This is a genomic window from Rhizobium sp. M1, assembly GCF_002531805.1.
Taxonomy (GTDB): Bacteria; Pseudomonadota; Alphaproteobacteria; order Rhizobiales; family Rhizobiaceae; genus Rhizobium; species Rhizobium etli_C.
The window spans coordinates 16,143-32,412 of the sequence record NZ_NWSW01000026.1 but is presented as its reverse complement, the minus strand read 5'-3'; the positions used below and the strand labels follow the sequence as shown (position 1 = coordinate 32,412).

Sequence of the window (16,270 nt, the reverse complement as noted above, 5' to 3'; positions counted from 1 at the left end):
GCCCGGGCGAACCTAGATAGAAGCCACTTCGGATTAGAGCCGATCAGCAGGCGTCAGACAGAAAGAGTTGCCGCATGACTTTGCCCTTCAGCCCCTACCAGGAAATCGTCGACATCGCGATGCGCTTCGCGCCTGGCGATGGCGAGTTTTCGACCGCGATCGGCAATCTCCATGTCAGCCGTCGGTCCAAGCCCAGCGATCCCTTGCACAGCAGCTACCGGCCCTGCTTTGCCTTCGTGCTGCAGGGGGCCAAAAGCCTGCAGCTCGGCACGGAGCTCATCAGCTACGGCACCGGGGATTATCTCTTGACCTCGCTCGACCTGCCGGTCGCCTGGCGCGTCACCGAGGCTAGCCCCGAGGTTCCGCATCTCTGCCTGGGGCTGGCAATCGATTCCGAGAAGCTCTTGGAATTGCTGAGCCGCATCGACATTCCGCGCCCGGCCGCCGATACCGACGGGCAGCGCGGCATGGTGGTGAACGTCGCGCCGCCGGAGCTGATGGATGCCGCCGTTCGTTTGCTGCGCTTGCTCGATCGTCCAGGCGACATTCCCGCCATGGCGCCGCTGATCGAGCAGGAGATCCTCTACCGCGTGCTGACCGGGCCGCACGGCGCGCGGCTGATCAATATCGCGACGGCTGACAGCCACAGCAACAGGATCGCCCGTGCCGTCGCCTGGCTGAAGGAGAATTTCGCCCGGCCGCTGCGCATCGAGGACCTCGCCGAGCGCGTCAATATGAGCGTGTCCTCCTTCCATCACCATTTCAAGTCGGTGACGGCGATGACGCCGGTGCAATACCAGAAGCAGCTGCGCCTGCACGAGGCGCGCCGGCTGATGCTGGTGGAGCGGCTCGATGCCGGCACCGCCGGCCACCGCGTCGGCTATCAGAGCCCGTCGCAGTTCAGCCGCGAATACAGCCGCCTCTACGGGGCGTCGCCGGCCCGCGATATCGACGGCGTGCGCGAGATGATGGCGGCCGAATAGAGCGCTGCGCCCGGCGCGATACACTTGCTTTCCGCTGTATTAAAGGATGCTTGACGTTTCCCGGCTAGGCTGGCGCCATCCATCAAGCAGGCACCGCCGTCCGCATGACGCAAGCACCGTTTCTTTCCATCGTCGCGCCTTGTCACAACGAGGAAGAGGGCCTGCGCGAATTCTGCCGCCGCGCCTCTGCCGCCGCGCAGAGCGTTGCCGGCGACGCGTTCGAGCTCATTCTCGTCGATGACGGTTCCTCCGACGGCACCTGGGAGATCATTTCGGAACTGGCTGCAAAAGTGCCGCAGGTGCTCGGCGTTCGCCTGTTGCGCAATCACGGCCACCAGCTGGCGTCGACGGCGGGCCTTTCCGCCTCGCGGGGCGAGCGCGTTCTCCTGATCGACGCCGATCTTCAGGATCCGCCCGAACTGCTTTTGATGATGATGCCGATCATGGAGCGCGGCGCCGACGTCGTCTACGGCCAGCGCACGCGCCGCGAGGGCGAAACCTGGTTCAAGCTCGCCACCGCTTCGCTGTTCTATCGCACGCTCTCCAGGCTCGCTTCCGTGACCATCCCGCGCGATACCGGTGATTTCCGGCTGATGCACCGGCGCGTCGTCGATATCCTGCTGGCGATGCCGGAGCGCGATCGCTTCATCCGCGGCATGGTCAGCTGGATCGGCGGCCGGCAGGTGGCGCTGCCCTATGAGCGCGACGCGCGTTTTGCCGGCACGACGAAATATCCGTTGCGCAAAATGATCAATTTCGCGCTCGATGCGATCACCAGCTTTTCGACGACGCCGCTGCGCATCGCCACATGGCTCGGCATGATCAGCGCCGGTGTGGCGATGGCCTTGCTCGTCTATACCTTCGTGCGCTGGCTGCAGGGCGAGACGGTCACCGGCTGGTCGTCGATCATGGCCGCCGTCAGCGCCTTCAGCGCCATCCAGCTGATCTGCATCGGCATCATCGGCGAATATCTCGGCCGTCTCGTGCAGGAGAGCAAGAGGCGGCCGATGTTCATGATCGAGACGATCCTGCGTGGCAGCGAACATGCCGAGCTGCCGACCGCTTTTTCCGAGATGGGCGCCGGCGACAAGCGCGCAGCACTGGATGCGGCCTTCGTGCCAGGCGAAGCGCGCGCGAAAAAGAACAGCCGGGCCGGATGATGGATCGGATTGCTGCGCCTGTTCATGCGGCAGCCGGACTTGAGGATCTGACCGCCCGGCAAGACTCCACGGTTGCGATCATCGCTTTCGTTGCGCTCGCCGCGGCGCTGGTGGTGCTCTTTCCCTTTCCGCCGGTTCTCGATTACGCCAATCACTACGCCCGCATCTGGCTGCTTTCGGGCGGCATCGGCGATCAGCCGTTTCCCGAGATCTATGCGATCGACTGGAACCGAACCTTCACCAATGTCGGGATCGATCTTCTGGCAGCCTGGATAGGGCCGCTCGTCGGCGCCGACCGGCTGGCGCGAGCCCTGCTTTTCCTGGCGATCGTGCTGCCGCCGCTTGGCGCGATCAGTCTGCACCGGACGCTCTTCGGCGGCCGGCATTATTGGCAGATCGCCATGCTGTCGCTTGGCTGGTGCGCCACGATGATCGGCGGCTTCATCAACTTCCAGATCGGCCTCGGCATGGCCCTGTTCTTCGCCTGCGCCGACCTGCGGCTGCAGCGCCGAAATTTCGCGCTGCTGTTTGCCTGGAGGCTTGCCGCCGCGCTGCTCTTGACGGTGATGCACCTCTTCTCGCTCGGCTTCTATATGGCTGTTGTCTGCGGCCTCGAATTTTCCTGGCGTTTCGACATCTTGCGATCGAAGGCAGGGCTGATGAGGCTCGCCGGCCGTCTGGCGCTGGCGATCGGCGCCTGTTCCTTGCCGCCGCTTGCGCTCTATCTGCGCACGACCGCCTTGCCGAATGCCGGCGGCGATGGCCTCGGGCTGGTCTGGAACGATGGCCTCGTCCCGATCGTCATGAACCTGCTTTCCGCCATCACCACCTATGTGCCTGTCGTGGATGTCCTGCTGGTTCTGCCGCTGATCCTCATCTGCACGCGCGCCGCTCGCGCAGGCGACATCCGTATGCATGTGGGCCTTGCGGTTGCCGCCTGCGGGCTGCTGCTTCTCTCCTGCGCCGCACCGCTCCACATGCTCGGCACCGGGTGGATCAGCTGGCGCTTTCCTGTGATGGCGGCGCTCGTCGCCATGGCGATGGTGTGCCCCTTTGCCAATCTGACGCGCCGCCATGCACTGTTTATGGCGCTCGTCGTCAATCTCGCGGTTTTCGGCCGGACCGGCTGGATCGGCTGGAACTGGTGGCTGGCGCAGAAGGACGTCGCTGCCTTCGAGACCGTGCTCAAAAAGGTGCCGGCCGGTGCGGCCGTACTGCCTTTGGGGCACGAGGCCGAGATGGTCGGCGGCTTTGCCCATTCCAACCGGCATTTCGCCTGGGGGCTGGACACTTTCCGGCACCTGCCGACGCTCGCCGTGCCCTTTTCGCATGCTTTCGTGCCGACGCTCTTTACCGCTAAAGGCAAGCAGCCGCTCACCGTTCTGCCGCCCTGGTCGGAGATCGCGGTTCCCGAGGGCAATCTGGTATCGGTCGGCGTGCTTTCCTGCCCTGAGATGATGCAGATATACAAAGCCTATGCGCCTTATCTCTCCGACTGGCGCGGCCGCTTCGATTTTATCCTGGTCGCCAACGCCGATATTCCCGACCGTTATGTCGGCGCCCTGATGCCGGGCGGCCTGACGCTGGTCGAGGATGCCGGTTTCGCCAAGCTCTACGCGATCGACAAGGCGGCGCCGGGAGAACCTCTTTCGGTTCCCGCCGGTTGCGTGGCGGCTTTATGAACCGCTGCCAGCCCTGAGATCGAGCGCAAGCTGTCGCGCCTGGCGGGCCGTGTCTTCGTCGCAGATCAGCACGTTGCCCAGACCGGACAGCAGCACGGCGGCGATGGCCTGCGCCTTGTTCAGGCCGCCAGAGGCGAAGATGACGTTCGGAATGGCGCGCAGCGCTTCGAGCTCGGGCGCGATCGCGCATCTGTTGATCGCATGTTCGATCGGCTGCCCTGTCTTGTCGACGAACTGGCCGAGAACATCGCCGCAGGCGCCGGCTGCAACCAGTTCCTCGATATTGATGCTGCTCGGCAGGCCGTAGCGCATCAGCAGCGAGCGTTCGGTCATGTCGCCGATGCTGAGCACGATGACATCGTTGGCCTCGATCTGGCGAAAGGCCGTTTCAAAAACATCCTGCTTGATGATCGCAGTGCGCGACTCCGGGCTGCCGGCATAGATCGGCGCTGCAAGATAGGCGCATTCGGCATTGAGCTGGCGGGCGAGATCGCTCGCAATGTCGAACGTATTGATCTCGATGCCGTGCGTCAGTCCGCCCATGACCGAGTTGACGCAGAGATCGGGCCGTCTCAGCGACGGCATGTGGCGCACCATTTCGCGAAGCGTCGCTCCCCAGCCGACGCCGACGCCGCGGATGTTGCCGCCGTTCAGCAATTGCACGAGATAATCGGCTGCCGCCTGGCCGAGCAGGACGGGGATGAGTTCCGCATCCTCGGGCGTCGGAACGATGATTGCCCGATTGAGGTTGAATTCCGCCGCCAGCTGCTGCTCCAGGGCGACGCAGGAGGTGAGCCGGGAATTGAGCGTGATCGTTACGAGGCCGGAGCGGCGCGCCTCGGCGATGATCTTGTTGACGCGAAGCCGGTTGGTCGACAGCGCTTCGGCGATCTCGCCCTGCGTGCGTCCCTCCATGTAGTAGAGCCAGACGACGCGCACCTGCATCTGCTCGTCGGGGAGCGCTACAGGCGCAAGAGAAGCACTTCTGTTCTGTGACATGCGATAAACTGCGCCTCCGCTTCGACGCCATGGATCTCAAATCCCCGGCGCTTGTCAATCGCAGGGGCTTGCCGTCAGCAGGTCAATCGGTTCGCCGCCCCGTCGTCCGGTTGAAGGGATGCAGATCATCCCTTCTCACATGACAGGAAATGCGGTCGCCGTCCTGCATCCGCTGATCGGTGGAAACGCTCGCAACGATGCGCCTATCGCTGCCGTCGATGCGCAGATGCACGTTGTTCTCATCACCAACGGTCTCGATCAATTCGACATGAGCGTCGAACTGGAGATCGCGTGCCGACCCGGCACCGAGATCGACCGCGCCCGGCCTGATGCCGATGAGATCCGTGTCTCTCGGCAGCGGGAGGTCGCAGGGGCCGAGCTCATCGAGATCGATGAGGTTCATCGGCGGAGAACCGATGAAGCCGGCAACGAAGACGGTTTCGGGGCGGCGATAGACCTCGATCGGCGTGCCGATCTGCTCGATCCGGCCGCCGTTCATGACGACCAGCCGGTCGGCGAGCGTCATGGCCTCGAGCTGGTCGTGCGTGACGTAGAGGCTCGTCGTCTTCAGCTGCCGCTGCAGCCTGCGGATTTCGACTCGCATTTGTACGCGAAGCTTCGCATCGAGGTTGGACAGAGGTTCATCGAACAGGAAGGCGGCGGGATCGCGGACGATGGCGCGGCCCATGGCGACGCGCTGGCGCTGGCCGCCCGAGAGCTGGCGAGGGCGCCGCTCGAGGAACTCGCCGATCTCCAGAATGCCGGCGGCATTGGCGATCCGACGGTCGATCTCGTCGCGCGGCACGCGGCGATTCTTGAGCCCGTATTCGAGATTCTGGCGAACGGTCATGTGGGGATAGAGCGCGTAGTTCTGGAAGACCATGGCGATGTTGCGGTCGGCCGGATCGACATGGCCGACGTCGTTTCCAGCGATCCTCAAGTGCCCGGAGCTTATGGCTTCAAGACCGGCAATCATCCGCAGCAGGGTCGATTTCCCGCATCCCGAAGGCCCGACCAGCACGATCATCTCGCCGTCAGCAACACTGAGGTTGATCCCTTTCACCGCCGGAACCGCCCCGTAATTCTTCTTCAAATCGATGAGTTCGATCGCTGCCATGGCATCCTCCTTCGTCGCCGTCATACATTTGTAACACGCTATTGACATTTGTAACAAGTAACCCCAACCTTGTTTTATCGCCACTCTGGGAGGGGTTGATCGGCGCAAGCGCGCCGGTCGGCGAAAACGGCTATGGAGAGGAAAACGAAATGACGGCAGAGTCTTCGATGGGCGCCCGCTTGCGGCGGGCGATCCGCTCGTTCGCGGCGGGTGCTGCACTGGCGACGCTTGGATTGGCAGCTGCGGGTGAGGCTAGCGCAGCCGATCGCGTCAAGATCGAATGGTGGAATGCGGCAGGCGGGCGCCTGGCCGAAATCACCAACAAGCTGATCGCCGACTTCAATGCCTCGCAGGACAAATACGAGGTCGTCGGCATCGGCAAAGGCAATTACGAGGAGACCATGGCGGCGATGGTGGCCGCCTACCGCGTCCGCCAGCAGCCAGTGCTGATCCAGGCGGCCGAGCGTGGCTTCCTGACCATGTACAATTCCGGCGCCATCATTCCGGTGCCGCAGCTGATGGAAAAGGAAGGCTACAAGATCGACTGGAACGATTTCGTCGCGCCGGTCGCCGGTTTTTATCTGGTCGACGGCAAGCCGGCGGCGATGCCCTTCAACAGCTCGACGCCGATCTTCTGGTACAATGCCGATCACTTCAAGGCAGCCGGTTTCGACAAGCCGGGCGAGACCTGGCAGGAGCTCGACAAGCAGCTGCGTGCCATCAAGGAGAAGGGCGTTTCGAAGTGCCAGATGGCGCTGGCGAACGACTTCTACTGGAGCCTGATCGAGAACTACGCGGCGATCCAGGACCAGCCTTACGGCACCAAGGCGAATGGCTTCGGCGGCCTCGACACCGAATTCATCTTCAACAAGAGTCCGCTGGTGGTCGGCCAGGTGACGCGCCTCAAGACCTGGCTCGACGCCGGCATCCTGCAGATCGCCGGGCAGGGCCTCTCGCCCGACCAGCTCTTCACCTCGGGCACCTGCTCGACCTATGTGGCCTCCACCGCGGCGCATGCTGCCGTCGAAAGCGGTGCGAAATTCAATTGGAGCGCGACGTTCCTGCCGCATGAGGAGGGCATCGAGCCGAAGAACAGCACCATCGGCGGCGGCGCGCTCTGGGTCCTGAAAGGCAAGTCGGAGGAAGAATATGCCGGTGCCGCCGCCTTCCTGAACTTCCTCGCCTCACCGAAGACGCAGGTGTGGTGGAGCAAGCAGACCGGCTATGTGCCCGTCACCAACGCCGCCTATGAACAGGCCAAGTCCGAGGGCTATTTCAAGGATCACCCGACCCGCGAGATCGCCATTCTCCAGCTCACGCGCGGCACGCCGACCGACAATTCGCGCGGCTTCCGTTTCGGCAACCATAACCAGTCGATGGCGCTTCTGGTGGAAGAGATCCAGGGCGTCTGGACCGGCCAGAAGAGCCCCCAGGAGGCGCTGGATGCGGCGGCGGCGCGCGGCAACCAGATCCTTCGCCAGTATGAGCAGCTTCATGCAGCAAAGTAGAACCTTGGGAAAGATGGAAGGCGCCTCCCGGCGCCTTCGCATCCCGGATCTTCTGTCGACGGGGCGCTCGATCGCGCAGCCTTCCGAGGCCGGGTTGAAGTCCGCCCATTTCAACAGGCCGTGGCTTGCCTTCGGCCTGGTCGCGCCGCAGCTGCTGATCCTGCTGTTCTTCTTTTTCATCCCGTCCTACAAGGCGCTGTCGCTGGCCTTCGTTCAGGTCGATCCCTTCGGCGGCACGCAGATTTTCGTCGGGCTCACGAATTTCTACAATCTCTTCGCCAGTCCGGAATATCGCGGCAGCGCGCTGTTTACGCTCTGGTTCACCGTTGCACAGAACGCTGCGACGCTTCTGCTTGCCGGCCTGTTCGCCTTTGCCACTGATTTCGTGATCAGGGGCAGGGGGATCTACAAGAGCATCATCCTGCTTCCCTATGCGATCGCGCCTGTCATTTCGGGCGTGATCTGGGCCTTCCTCTTCAATCCGGCGGTGGGGCCGGTCGCGCAGCTTCTGCATGGGTTCGGTTTCGAATGGGACCCGAACCGGCGTCCTTTCGATGCGCAGCTTCTGGTGACGATCGCCTCTGTCTGGAAGAATGTCTGCTACGATTACATCTTCCTCGTCGCCGCATTGCTGGCCGTGCCGGCCTCGCTGCTGGAGGCGGCAAAGCTCGACGGCGCAAGGCCTGTCCGGCGCTTCTTCACCATTTCGCTTCCGCTCATCTCGCCGACAATCTTCTTCCTCGTGGTGATGAACTTCGTCTACGGCCTGTTCGAAACCTTCGGCATCATCGACGCGGTCACCCGCGGCGGTCCGGCGGGGGCGACGAACAGCCTGGTCTACAAGGTTTATCAGGATGGTTTCGTGCAGCTCGACCTCGGCTCGTCGGCCGCCCAGTCGGTGCTTTTGATGCTGATCGCCATCCTCTTCACCATCGTTCAATTCCGCGCGCTCGAGCGCAAGGTCAATTACCAGGTGTAGCCATGCCCGAACGCCATCTCGGTCTATCGATCTTCTGCCACGCCATATTGTTGATCGGCGCGGTTTTCGTCTGCCTGCCGCTCTACTTCGCCTTCGTCGCCGGCTCGCTCACCTTGCAGGAGGTTCAGCAGGCGCCGTTCCCGATCTTGCCCGGCTCGCATTTCTTCGAAAACCTGGCCGCCGCCTGGCAGCAGGGCGAGTTCTCCCAGTTATTCCTGAATTCGATCATCGTCACCGCCGGCATCGTCGTCGGCAAGCTGGCGATCTCGCTGATCGCCGCATTCGGCGTCACCTATTTCCGCTTCCCGTTCCGCATGACGGCGTTCTGGCTGATCTTCGTGTCGCTGATGCTTCCGGTCGAGGTCCGCATCATTCCAACCTATGAAGCGGTCGCCGATGCTGCCGGGCCGATCCGCTGGCTTGCCGGCACGATCGGCCTTTCCGGCGTCGTCGAACGGCTGACCGGATACAGCATCGAAGCCTCGCTGAAATGGAACATGGTCAACAGCTATGCCGGGCTGATCCTGCCGCTGATCGCCTCTGCCTCGGCGACCTTCCTGTTCCGGCAGTTCTTCCTGACCGTTCCCGACGAGCTTTGCGAGGCGGCCAAGCTCGACGGCGCCGGCCCCCTGAAATTCTTCAAGGATATCCTGCTGCCGCTGTCGCGCGCCAATATCGCGGCGCTGTCGATCATTCTGTTTCTCTACGGCTGGAACCAGTATTTGTGGCCGCTGCTCTTCACCACCGACAAGGAGATGGGAACGGCCGTCCTCGGGCTGAAGCAGCTCGTTCCCGTTTCCGACTCGGCACCTGCCTGGAACATTGCGATGAGCGCTGCGCTGCTCGTTATGCTGCCGCCCGCGGCCGTCATTCTCTTCATGCAACGCTGGTTCACCAAGGGGCTGGTGGACTCCGGAAAGTAACACGAAGATTTCAAGGATATTCAGACGATGGTGCATATCATCGGCCACCGCGGTGGCCGCAATCTCTGGCCTGAAAACAGTCTTTCGGGCTTCCGAAAACTTGCGCAGATGCCGGTCGACGGCGTGGAATTCGACATCCACCTGACACGGTCTGGCGAAATGCTCGTCATTCATGACCCGACGCTCGAACGCACCACCGATACACATGGGCCGGTCGCCGATCTCGGACCCGGAAAACATCGTGAAATCCGCCTCAAGGACAGCGACGGGGAGGCGATACCGACGCTGGAAGAGGTCCTTGCCATCTTCAAGGCCACGCCGCTCGAACTTCACATCGAACTGAAGACCCTTGCCGATGGGACGCCTTACGAGGGGTTGGCGGCCAAGGCATTCGCTGCCGTCGAGCGGCTTGGTCTAAAGGAGCGCTCGATCCTGACGAGCTTTCATCCCGACGTGCTTGCCGATATTCGCAAGGCCGCGCCCGGAATTCGCACCTTGTCGTCCTTCGACGCCAAGTCGGCCGAGCGCCTCGGCCTTGCGAGCGGCCTCCGCCTGATGAAGCAGTGCTCGGATATTATCGCGATCGAGAAGTCGCTGCTTCAGGCGAAGTGGGACGAGATCACTCAGCTCGTGCCGCTTGACCGGCTCGGCGCCTGGGTTCCGAACGAAACGAGCGAACTCGAATATTGGCTCGCCAAACCGATCCGGCAGATCACCACGGACCGGCCGGATCTCGCCCTGCAGGCGCGGAGGTGAGGCATGCTCGATAGCCGCATCGATCATCCCGGCACGCGAGGCGCCATGGACAGCATCGACCTCGTGATCTTCGATTGCGACGGCGTGCTGATCGACAGCGAGCCGATCGCCAGCCGCACGCTCGCGGAAACGCTGCAAGGCGCCGGTATTGCGATCAGCGCGGCGGAGGCCCATGTCAAATTCACCGGCAATTCGGAAAGCATCATCGCCGAAATGTGCCGGCGCGAATACGGGATCAGCGATGTGCCCGCGCTGTTCGAGCAGTGGCATCGCCATCTGTTCGAGGAATTCGAACGCTCGCTGAAGCCGATTGCCGGCATTGCCGAGGTCGTCAACAACCTCGACCGTCCGAAATGCGTCGCATCGAACAGCACGATGCAGCGGCTGCGCAACAGCCTCGGCAAGCTCGATCTCTGGAGCGCCTTCGCCGAGGGCGTGTTCAGCGCCGAAGCTGTCTCGCGGCCGAAACCGGCACCCGACCTGCTGTTGCATTGCGCCGAGCGCTTCCGGGCCCGTCCGGGCAAGTCAGTCATGATCGACGACAGCGTTCACGGCGTGGCGGCGGCACTGGCCGCAGGCATGACGGCCATCGGATTCGTCGATCCGGCCGATCCGAGGCCCGGCCGCCGCGGGGTGCTCGATGCCGCCGGAGCCGCCGCCGTCGCGACAGGGGCAGGGGAGCTCACCGCCATTCTGGAAAATGTCGGAGGCAGGCTGTGACGGCGAGCTCGCCAGCGCGTGCTCGCCTTGCCATGTCGCCGCGACCGCGTAATGTCAGCGTCCCCGGCCACAGCTGCCCATCAACCCGATCCCTGGCGATCTGAAACGAGAGACCATGAGCGACACATCCCACACCCCGGAAGCCGGCGCCAAATATGTCATCGGCGTCGATGTCGGCACCGGCAGCGCCCGGGCGGGCCTGTTCGATATGGCCGGCAGCATGCTTGCCTCCGCCAAGCGCAATATCAGCCTGTTTCATGAAGCCGGTTCCATCGTCGAGCAGTCGAGCAGCGAGATCTGGCGCGCTGTTTGCGCCGCCGTGCGGGAGGCGGTTGCAGCAGCCGGCATCGATCGGGCTTCGGTGGTCGGGCTCGGCTTCGACGCCACTTGCTCGCTCGTCGTCCTCGGCGAAGGCGGCAAGCCGCTGCCCGTCGGGCCTTCGGAAGATCCGGACCGGGATATCATCGTGTGGATGGACCACCGGGCCGTCCCGCAAGCGGAGCGCATCAACGCCTTCGGGCATGACGTGCTGCGTTATGTCGGCGGCCGCATCTCGCCGGAGATGGAAACGCCGAAGCTTCTCTGGCTCCGGGAAAACCGTCCCGCCGTGTTCGATGCCGCCTGGCAATTCTTCGATCTTGCGGATTTCCTCACCTGGCGGGCGACCGGCGACCTGTCGCGCTCGACCTGCACGGTCACCTGCAAGTGGACCTATCTCGCCCATGAGAAGCGCTGGGACGGCAGCTATTTCCATCAGATCGGCCTCGGCGTGCTGGCAGACGAAGGTTTTGCCCGCATCGGCACGTCCATCGTCGAGCCGGGTTCGGCGCTTGGTCAGGGACTGACCGCTGCGGCAGCGGATGAACTCGGTCTGCTGCCGGGAACGGCGGTCGCGGCCGGGCTGATCGATGCCCATGCCGGCGGCGTCGGAACCGTCGGCGCCGATCCGCAGGCCAATCTCGCCTATGTTTTCGGGACCTCTTCCTGCACGATGACATCGACGGCGGAACCGTCTTTCGTTTCCGGCGTCTGGGGTCCTTACTATTCGGCGATGGTGCCGGGCCTCTGGTTGAACGAGGGCGGCCAGAGCGCCGCCGGCGCGGCGATCGACCAGCTCCTCTCCTTCCATCCGGCGGCCGGCGAGGCGAGGGAGCTTGCGACGAGCGCGGGCATTGCGCTGCCGGTCCTGCTTGCCGACATGGCCGCCGACAAGGCGGGCCGTGCTTCCGATGCGGTCAAGCTGGCGGCCGGGCTGCATGTCGTTCCCGAGTTCCTCGGCAACCGCGCGCCCTTTGCCGATCCGCATGCCCGGGCTGTTATCGCCGGTCTCGGCATGGAGCGGGATGTCGACAGCCTGGTTGCGCTCTACATCGCCGGGCTTTGCGGCATCGGCTACGGCCTCAGGCAGATCATCGAAACGCAGGCCGAGGCGGGCGTCAGCGTCGAAAACATCGTCATCAGCGGCGGCGCCGGCCAGCACGATTTCGTCCGCCAGGTGCTCGCCGATGCAAGCGGCAAGCCGGTGGTCGCCACGAAGGCCGAAGAGCCGGTGCTGCTCGGCGCAGCGATCCTCGGCGCCGTCGCCGGCCGCCAATTTGCCGACGTGCGCGCGGCGATGGGCGAACTCACCAGGGTGGAAACACGTTTTCAGCCGTCAGACGGCGAGGTTTCCGACCTCCACCGCAAGCGTTACGAAGCGTTCAAGGAGCTGCAGACGCTGGCGCGCAAGCTTCGCAGCTGACATGGCTGCGCGAGGCTAATTGTTGATGGCGATGATCGCCCAATGGCTCTCGTCGCAGGCGTTGTCGTCGCAGACCGCGCCCATCCAGACGGCGCCGTTTGCGAGCATGACGCCCTCGCTGCTGACGAAGAGATCCTGATATTGCTGGCGGCCGACGGCGCGGCGGGTCTCCGGCGTCACCAGATCGTCGAAATTCTCGACGAAATCCTCGGCGCTCTCGACATCGTAGGTCTCGCCATTGGCCTTCACGCTCAGCGGATATTCGGCAAGGCCGGCAATGGTCTCGGCATCGCCGGAGCGCATGGCGAGAACGAGCTGGCGCAGCGGCCGGTCGAAGCCCGCGGCATCGCCGTGCAGTTCCTCGATGCGATCATAGACCTCGCTATCCTGCGCGGCGGCGCGGCCGGTGAAGGGCGCCGCTGCCAGGAGCATCGCTCCAGCCAGGAGAAGGGCAGCAGACAGGCGCGGCATGGAAGGCTCCCGGCAAATGACGTTCGACAAGCATTATGCAATCGCCATCAGTGTCCGCCTATCCAATTCTGGTGCTGCGCCCGCCTTTCCCGTATAAAAATCTCCCGGGCCTGGCTTGACGGCCCGTTCGGTTTGCCGCATAAAGCTCACGAACCGTACCGTACGGTACGTATATGGGAGCCATGACCGTGTCCGTCGATACTGCAGAGCCGAGCGAATTTTCGCCGCGCCAGAACGCCGTTCTGGAGCAGGCGCTGCGGTTGCTCGTCGATGGCGGTGAGAAGGCGCTGACGACCTCGGGTGTCGCGCGTGCCGCCAATTGCTCCAAGGAAAGCCTCTACAAGTGGTTCGGCGACCGCGATGGCCTGCTCTCGGCGATGATCGCCTATCAGGCGAGCAAGGTGCGCACCTTCGAGCGCAACGGTGAGCGGCTGACGGCGGCGAGCCTGCACGACCATGTCGTCATCTTCGCGCGCGACCTGCTGGAGGTGCTGGCCGGCGACGTCTCGCTGGCGCTGAACCGGCTCGCTATCGGCCAGTCGCATCGCGACGGCTCGAAGCTCGGCAAGCTCCTTCTCGAGCGCGGCCGCCGCCAGATCGACCGTCGCGCCATGGCGCTGATCGATTCCGGCAAGAGGGCAGGGCTCCTGCGCTTTGCCGATGCCGACGAGGCCTATCATACGCTTTACGGCCTTGTTGTCTCCGATCTGCATGTGCGCATGCTGCTCGGCGAACCCGGCCTCAAGGATACCGCGCGCCAGGCGGAGAAGGCGGTGACCGCCTTCCTCCGGCTCTACGGCACGGAAAAGGTACTGGCGGAGATGCCGGCTCTCGGCTGATTTCGCCTTAATGACAGTCAACAGGACAAGCACAAGGGAAGGAACTTCAAATGCGCGTCTATTACGATCGTGATGCCGATCTCAACCTCATCAAGGCCAAGAAGGTCGCCGTCATCGGCTACGGTTCGCAGGGCCGTGCCCATGCGCTGAACCTCAAGGACAGCGGCGCCCAGAACCTCGTCATCGCGCTGAAGGCCGGTTCGCCCACAGTCAAGAAGGCCGAAGCCGACGGCTTCAAGGTCATGACGGTTGCCGAAGCCGCCGGCTGGGCCGACCTGATGATGATGGCGACGCCGGACGAGCTGCAGGCCGACATTTACAAGGCCGATATCGCTCCGAACATCCGTGACGGCGCTGCCATCGCTTTCGCCCACGGCCTCAACGTGCATTTCGGCCTGATCGAGCCGAAGGCTTCGGTCGACGTCGTCATGATCGCGCCCAAGGGCCCGGGCCACACGGTTCGCGGCGAATACCAGAAGGGCGGCGGCGTTCCCTGCCTCGTGGCCGTTCACCAGAACGCTTCCGGCAATGCGCTTGAACTCGCTCTCTCCTACGCCTGCGGCGTCGGCGGCGGCCGTTCGGGCATCATCGAAACCAACTTCCGCGAAGAGTGCGAAACCGACCTCTTCGGCGAACAGGTCGTTCTCTGCGGCGGTCTCGTCGAGCTCATCCGCGCCGGTTTCGAAACGCTCACCGAGGCAGGCTACGCGCCCGAAATGGCCTATTTCGAGTGCCTGCACGAAGTGAAGCTGATCGTCGACCTGATCTATGAAGGCGGTATCGCCAACATGAACTACTCGATCTCCAACACGGCCGAGTGGGGCGAATACGTCACCGGTCCGCGCATCATCACCGAAGAAACCAAGGCCGAGATGAAGCGCGTCCTCAAGGACATCCAGACCGGCAAGTTCACCTCCGAGTGGATGCAGGAATACCGCTCCGGTGCTGCCCGCTTCAAGGGCATCCGCCGCAACAACGACAGCCACCAGATCGAGGAAGTCGGCGCCAAGCTGCGCGGCATGATGCCCTGGATCGGCAAGAACAAGCTGGTCGACAAGTCGGTCAACTAAGCGATTTCGCTGACATTGAACGGGAGGCCGGGGTGAAAGCTCCGGCCTCTTTTGCTATTGCTGGCTCCGTTATCGACGCTGTCATATTGGGATTTTGATGTGTTTGAAGCGATTATGCGGTCTGCAAGGCAGGACTTGGAAGACAGCCTCGAGACGCTTTATCCCGCATTCTTCGAATATCCTTTTCCGTCTTCGCTGGACGCTTCGCCGTTGCGCGACGCAGAGAAGATCCTCACCGCGCTCAAATCGGCGCCTTTGCGGGAAATAAATGCGGCGGAGCTTGGCCCATATGCAGCAAGTGCGATAACGACAGTCGGCTCGGTCGATGACTTCAGGCACTTTCTGCCGCGCATTCTCCACTGCGCTCTCTTCAATACTTCCGCACCAGGCTTCGAGCCGCCGACTGTCGCTTCCAAGCTTTTATTGTGTGACTGGCAGCAATGGCCGATTGCCCAGCAGACAGCCATCGCGAACTTCTTTTATTCGGCCTGGGCCTATAAGAGGCTGCAGGACCCCGATTCCGGCGCATCGGCTTGGGACTGGATCGTGGCTATAGCGATGCTCGATCTTCAGTTCCAGCCATGCCTTGATCTGTGGCTAAAGCAGCCAATGCCGAACGCCTTCTTGCAACTCGCCAGTGCCGATCTCAAAAGCCTCTACCGGGGAAATGGCTACTGGTGTGATGTCGCGCCGGAAAAGCGCCTTCGCGTCATTGAATGGCTCAAGGGCGATATCATCGAAAATGCATTCATCGGCTTGATTGATGCTATACCGCCGCAACGGGATTGGCTCATCGAGCGACTACTCGATGAAATACGAGAATTGCGGCGTCTGCCTTCTCGCGTTGGGTCGCCGGATTGACGACGTCGCTCCCGCCGATCTTAGAAGCGGTCGCCCCATCCGGCTTTGCAGAGGACAGGCTTGCCGTTCCATATCGTCCTTCATGACCAAGCACCTGAATGGGGGCGAGAGACCATTCGGTCTGGTCTTCTGATCCGATAAGATCCGCGGCAATCGCTGCGAAGCCCGCATCCAGATCCCACGGCTGGCTTCCGTCGAGCGCCGCAACGACGAGCGCTGGAAGCTCCGAGTTGCGCGGATGCGGCCGAAGGTGGAAGCGTTCGGGTTGGAGGGCGGTAACGTCGGGAAATGCGGGCGGCGCCGTGAAAATGAAGTCACGAGTCATCCATCGTTGCGGTTTAAAGACCATTCCAGCTCCTCTGCCTATCCTGCCTGTCTCTGGCACTTCGACCTCATCTTCATGACGGGGGAGTTATAGGGCGGAGGCAACGTGTCGACCACGGCAATGTCCAGCCTTGGCC

The 16,270-nt window shown here is 63.0% G+C and carries 16 protein-coding genes; 12 read left to right on the top strand and 4 right to left on the bottom strand.

The genetic code is table 11. From position 1 onward, the window contains the following. The first annotated feature begins 74 nt into the window (after positions 1 to 74). The 3 genes from CO655_RS24015 to CO655_RS24005 all read left to right on the top strand — a co-directional run bounded on the left by CO655_RS24015 (position 75) and on the right by CO655_RS24005 (position 3,825). Positions 75 to 983: an AraC family transcriptional regulator gene (locus CO655_RS24015; protein ID WP_097667094.1), complete on the top strand. Its 909-nt coding sequence runs from the start codon at positions 75 to 77 to the stop codon at positions 981 to 983. Positions 984 to 1,087: 104 nt separating this feature from the next. Continuing rightward, positions 1,088 to 2,143 (top strand): glycosyltransferase family 2 protein, encoded by a 1,056-nt coding sequence (locus tag CO655_RS24010; protein ID WP_097667092.1) that lies wholly within the window; start codon positions 1,088 to 1,090, stop codon positions 2,141 to 2,143. Next, the gene (locus CO655_RS24005; protein ID WP_097667090.1) at positions 2,143 to 3,825 is read left to right on the top strand and encodes a hypothetical protein; all 1,683 of its coding nucleotides are present in this window, start codon (positions 2,143 to 2,145) and stop codon (positions 3,823 to 3,825) included. The genes CO655_RS24010 and CO655_RS24005 overlap by 1 nt, the downstream gene beginning before the upstream one ends. Here CO655_RS24005 and CO655_RS24000 read toward each other — a convergent pair. Next, positions 3,820 to 4,824: a sugar-binding transcriptional regulator gene (locus tag CO655_RS24000; RefSeq protein WP_097667088.1), complete on the bottom strand. Its 1,005-nt coding sequence runs from the start codon at positions 4,822 to 4,824 to the stop codon at positions 3,820 to 3,822. The genes CO655_RS24005 and CO655_RS24000 overlap by 6 nt on opposite strands. An 82-nt stretch (positions 4,825 to 4,906) precedes the next feature. Next, positions 4,907 to 5,941, bottom strand: a complete 1,035-nt coding sequence (locus CO655_RS23995) for a sn-glycerol-3-phosphate import ATP-binding protein UgpC (protein ID WP_097667086.1) — start codon at positions 5,939 to 5,941, stop codon at positions 4,907 to 4,909. A 149-nt stretch (positions 5,942 to 6,090) separates the two neighbouring features. Here CO655_RS23995 and CO655_RS23990 point away from each other — a divergent pair, with 149 nt between their 5' ends. The 6 genes from CO655_RS23990 (at position 6,091) to CO655_RS23965 (ending at position 12,568) form a co-directional block, all read left to right on the top strand. Further along, positions 6,091 to 7,449, top strand: a complete 1,359-nt coding sequence (locus CO655_RS23990; RefSeq protein WP_097667144.1) for an extracellular solute-binding protein — start codon at positions 6,091 to 6,093, stop codon at positions 7,447 to 7,449. 13 nt (positions 7,450 to 7,462) lie between these two features. Further along, positions 7,463 to 8,428: an ABC transporter permease subunit gene (locus CO655_RS23985; RefSeq protein ID WP_170965056.1), complete on the top strand. Its 966-nt coding sequence runs from the start codon at positions 7,463 to 7,465 to the stop codon at positions 8,426 to 8,428. Between the two features lie 2 nt (positions 8,429 to 8,430). After that, the gene (locus tag CO655_RS23980) at positions 8,431 to 9,351 is read left to right on the top strand and encodes an ABC transporter permease subunit (protein WP_010029419.1); all 921 of its coding nucleotides are present in this window, start codon (positions 8,431 to 8,433) and stop codon (positions 9,349 to 9,351) included. A 27-nt stretch (positions 9,352 to 9,378) separates the two neighbouring features. Beyond that, entirely contained in the window at positions 9,379 to 10,107 is a 729-nt protein-coding gene (locus tag CO655_RS23975) for a glycerophosphodiester phosphodiesterase family protein (RefSeq protein ID WP_097608356.1), read from the top strand. A gap of 3 nt (positions 10,108 to 10,110) precedes the next feature. Further along, positions 10,111 to 10,827, top strand: a complete 717-nt coding sequence (locus tag CO655_RS23970) for an HAD-IA family hydrolase (RefSeq protein ID WP_097608357.1) — start codon at positions 10,111 to 10,113, stop codon at positions 10,825 to 10,827. A gap of 115 nt (positions 10,828 to 10,942) precedes the next feature. Further along, positions 10,943 to 12,568 (top strand): FGGY-family carbohydrate kinase, encoded by a 1,626-nt coding sequence (locus CO655_RS23965; RefSeq protein WP_097608358.1) that lies wholly within the window; start codon positions 10,943 to 10,945, stop codon positions 12,566 to 12,568. Between the two features lie 15 nt (positions 12,569 to 12,583). On the opposite strand, the gene CO655_RS23960 is transcribed toward CO655_RS23965, so the two are convergent. Next, entirely contained in the window at positions 12,584 to 13,039 is a 456-nt protein-coding gene (locus CO655_RS23960) for a hypothetical protein (RefSeq protein ID WP_097608359.1), read from the bottom strand. Positions 13,040 to 13,212: 173 nt separating this feature from the next. Here CO655_RS23960 and CO655_RS23955 point away from each other — a divergent pair, with 173 nt between their 5' ends. The 3 genes from CO655_RS23955 to CO655_RS23945 all read left to right on the top strand — a co-directional run bounded on the left by CO655_RS23955 (position 13,213) and on the right by CO655_RS23945 (position 15,809). Then, on the top strand, positions 13,213 to 13,878 hold the full coding sequence (locus CO655_RS23955) for a TetR/AcrR family transcriptional regulator (protein ID WP_010029103.1): 666 nt from the start codon (positions 13,213 to 13,215) through the stop codon (positions 13,876 to 13,878). 50 nt (positions 13,879 to 13,928) lie between these two features. Further along, positions 13,929 to 14,948 (top strand): ketol-acid reductoisomerase, encoded by a 1,020-nt coding sequence (gene ilvC / locus CO655_RS23950; protein ID WP_004668557.1) that lies wholly within the window; start codon positions 13,929 to 13,931, stop codon positions 14,946 to 14,948. 99 nt (positions 14,949 to 15,047) lie between these two features. Further along, positions 15,048 to 15,809, top strand: coding sequence for a hypothetical protein (locus CO655_RS23945; RefSeq protein WP_141514351.1), 762 nt, complete (start codon positions 15,048 to 15,050; stop codon positions 15,807 to 15,809). Here CO655_RS23945 and CO655_RS33530 read toward each other — a convergent pair. Further along, positions 15,739 to 16,158, bottom strand: coding sequence for a hypothetical protein (locus CO655_RS33530; RefSeq protein ID WP_141514350.1), 420 nt, complete (start codon positions 16,156 to 16,158; stop codon positions 15,739 to 15,741). The two genes, CO655_RS23945 and CO655_RS33530, sit on opposite strands and share 71 nt — an antisense overlap. Between the last annotated feature and the right edge of the window lie 112 nt (positions 16,159 to 16,270).